A 3,048-nucleotide genomic window follows, 5' to 3' on the forward strand; every position below is an offset into this window, starting at 1 on the left:
ACTTACCACACGTGTCATCCCGGTTTTCGTGGAACACGAAAGACCGGGACCCAACCCGCCGCCCGCGCCTGATCTGCCAGGCTCCACCCCGACTTCCATGCCTCACCCACCCCTGCGCCGCCGCGTCTATGGGTCCCGGTCTTTCGCTTGCGCGAAAACCGGGATGACACCGCGTGGGTGAAGATCATCGGCCCCGCCTTTCGGCGCATTTCTGCGGTTTCTGCGGTTTCTGCGGTTCAACCAGCGCCGGCCGCAGCGTTCCCAACCTTCGTATCCCGGCGAAACCGAACAATTCCGCTTGCCAGAACCGCCTTTGGCGGCGAAAGGCGTTTTGGAGCAAGTTGGGGGATCCAGGCCTTATGACGCGCGTCGGCTTCTATCCGGGGACGTTCGATCCGATCCATATCGGCCACACCGATATCATCGGGCGCGCCGTCAAGCTGGTGGACAAGCTGATCATCGGCGTGGCGATCAATGTCGGCAAGGGGCCGCTGTTCTCTCTGGATGAGCGGGTGGCCATGGTGGAGGAAACCATCGCGCCCCTGCGCGGCCGGGCCGAGATCGTGGTGCAGCCCTATGAGGGTCTGACCATGCACTTCGCGCGCAGCGTCGGCGCTTCGGTGCTCGTCCGCGGCCTGCGTCGGATCTCCGACTTCGAGTTCGAGTTCCAGATGACCGCCATGAACCAGCAGCTGGATCGCGAGATCGAGACCGTGTTCTTCATGGCCGATCCGCGACACCTGGCGATCGCCTCGGTGCTGGTGAAGGAGATCGCTCAACTGGGCGGTGAGGTGGACAATTTCGTCAGCCCGTCGGTGAAGACCCGGTTGATGGCGAAGCTGGGCCGCACCTGAGCCGATACGACACTGGCTTTGCGGCGCATCGCCCGCTACGAGAGGCGCCGATGAGAAAGACCCTGCTTCTGTTCGCCGCCGGTGCGTTCGCGTTGTCCGCTGGTGCGACCTTCGCCCAGGTGCGCAAGCCCGCTGCGCCGGCTCCGGCGGCCGCCGTGACCCCCGCCGCCCCGAAGCCCACCGCCGCCGACTGGCGCACGCCAAAGCCCGAAGACGTGCTGGTGATCGATACCAACAAGGGCCGCATCATCGTCGAGATGGTTCCGGAGGTCGCGCCGCTCTACACCGAGCGCATGCGCACGCTCGCGCTACAGCACTTCTTCGACGGGCTGACCTTCTTCCGCGTCATTGATGACTTCATGGCCCAGACCGGTGACCCGGAGAACCGGGGCACAGGCAGCTCAAGCCTGCCGGACGTGAAGGCCGAGTTCATGTTCCGGCGGGGCCCCGAGACGCCCTTCGTGCTCGTCGTTGACCAGAGTGTGGCCGAGGTGGGGTTCATCAAATCCCTGCCGGTAGTCACCCAGTCCATGATGCTGGCCCCCATGACCCGCGACGGCAAGATCGCCGGTTACGGCCTCTACTGCCCTGGCGTCGCCGGGGCCGCGCGGGGCAGCGAGGAAGATTCGGCCAACAGCCAGTTCTACCTGATGCGTGAAGCCTATCCGGCGCTGGAGCGCCGCTACACCGCCTGGGGCCGTGTGATTTCGGGCCAGTCCGTGGTCAAGGCCATCAAGACGGGCGAGCCAGTGGCCGATCCGCAGGATCGGATGGACCGCGTACGCCTGCTGACGGATATCCCCGAGAAAGAGCGACCCAAGGTTCGCGTGATCGATCCGGCCGGCCCCTGGTTCAAGGCAGAGATTGCCCGGACCCAGGCCGCTCGAGGCGCCGAATTCACGGCGTGTGATGTGACAATTCCTGTTGAGGTGAAATGATGGACGCTGAAAACACCCTGATCCTGGAGCTGGAGACCGGCGCCGTAACCATCGAGCTGCGGCCCGATCTGGCGCCCAAGCACGTGGAGCGGATCAAGTCGCTGGCGCGCAAGGGCTTCTATGACGGTGTGGTCTTTCACCGCGTAATTCCCGGGTTCATGGCCCAGGGCGGCGACCCCACCGGTACCGGTTCAGGCGGCTCGAAGGAACCTGATCTGCCGGCCGAGTTCTCGAAGGAACCGCATGTGCGCGGCGTCTGCTCGATGGCCCGGACCAACAATCCCAACTCGGCCAACAGCCAGTTCTTCATCTGCTTCGATGACGCCCGGTTCCTGGACAGCCAGTACACGGTCTGGGGTGTGGTCACCGACGGCATGGATCACGTCGACGCCCTGCCCAAGGGCGAGCCGCCGCGCAGCCCCGGCAAGATCATCTCGGCCAAGGTCGCCGCCGACGCCTAACGTACCGGCGCCAGGGTGACGATCAGGGGATAGTGGTCCGAGCCCAGCCAGGGCCCGCGCTCAACCTTGACCGTCGCCCAGCCCGGGCCGGCGTAGACGTGGTCGATCGGCCAGTCATGAGGATCGAGATGTCCTGCCGGGCCAACCGCATTCGCTCCCGGCCTTGACGCGGGGTGTCCTGCATGTGCTTCACCTCGCCTTCCATGAAACTAGCTGACTTTGATTTCGATCTTCCTGACGCGTTGATCGCGTTGCGCCCGGCTAGTCCGCGCGATTCTGCACGGCTGCTGGTGGTGAACCCTGGCGCACCGTTCGAGGATCTGCGGGTCCATGACCTGCCGGCGCTGCTGCGCGCCGGTGACGTGCTGGTGGTGAACGATACCCGTGTGATCCCGGCCCGGCTGAAGGGCGTGCGGATCCGGGGCGATAGTCGGATTGCGGTGGAGGCGACGCTGCATCGCCAGCTGGATGAGCAGACCTGGGCCGCTTTCATGCGCCCGGGAAAGAAGCTGGCGCCCCATGATCGCATCATCTTCGGCGCCGATCTGGCTGCGACTGTGCGGGAGAAGGGTGAGGGCGGTGAGATTGTGCTGGCCTTCGATCTGGCGGGCTCCGACCTCATGGCGGCCATAGCAGCCCACGGCATGATGCCTTTGCCGCCCTACATCGCCGCCAAGCGTGGTGAGGACGCCCAGGACCGGGCTGACTATCAGACGGTCTACGCCGCCGAAGAGGGCTCGGTCGCGGCGCCGACGGCGGGTCTGCATTTCACGCCGGAGCTTCTGGCGCGGCTGG

The 3,048-nt window shown here is 65.4% G+C and carries 4 protein-coding genes; all 4 read left to right on the top strand.

The window, feature by feature from the left end; all coding sequences use genetic code 11:
* The first annotated feature begins 359 nt into the window (after positions 1-359).
* Positions 360-854, top strand: coding sequence for a pantetheine-phosphate adenylyltransferase (gene coaD / locus ACIQ42_RS17510; RefSeq protein ID WP_397423511.1), 495 nt, complete (start codon positions 360-362; stop codon positions 852-854).
* A 50-nt stretch (positions 855-904) separates the two neighbouring features.
* Positions 905-1,792, top strand: coding sequence for a peptidylprolyl isomerase (locus tag ACIQ42_RS17515; RefSeq protein ID WP_397423512.1), 888 nt, complete (start codon positions 905-907; stop codon positions 1,790-1,792).
* Positions 1,789-2,253, top strand: coding sequence for a peptidylprolyl isomerase (locus ACIQ42_RS17520; RefSeq protein WP_397423513.1), 465 nt, complete (start codon positions 1,789-1,791; stop codon positions 2,251-2,253). Before ACIQ42_RS17515 ends, ACIQ42_RS17520 begins: the two co-directional genes overlap by 4 nt.
* A 203-nt stretch (positions 2,254-2,456) precedes the next feature.
* Positions 2,457-3,048, top strand: a 592-nt coding sequence (locus ACIQ42_RS17525; protein WP_397423514.1) for an S-adenosylmethionine:tRNA ribosyltransferase-isomerase, incomplete at its 3' end; no start/stop codon positions are given.

The sequence above is a fragment of the Phenylobacterium sp. genome (assembly GCF_044372605.1).
In the GTDB taxonomy this organism is placed as follows: domain Bacteria; phylum Pseudomonadota; class Alphaproteobacteria; order Caulobacterales; family Caulobacteraceae; genus Phenylobacterium.

Bases quoted from the DNA above. Each gene is read 5' to 3' on its own strand.
- coaD (WP_397423511.1), top strand. From the start codon at position 360: ATGACGCGCGTCGGCTTCTATCCGGGGACGTTCGATCCGATCCATATC.
- ACIQ42_RS17515 (WP_397423512.1), top strand. From the start codon at position 905: ATGAGAAAGACCCTGCTTCTGTTCGCCGCCGGTGCGTTCGCGTTGTCC.
- ACIQ42_RS17520 (WP_397423513.1), top strand. From the start codon at position 1,789: ATGATGGACGCTGAAAACACCCTGATCCTGGAGCTGGAGACCGGCGCC.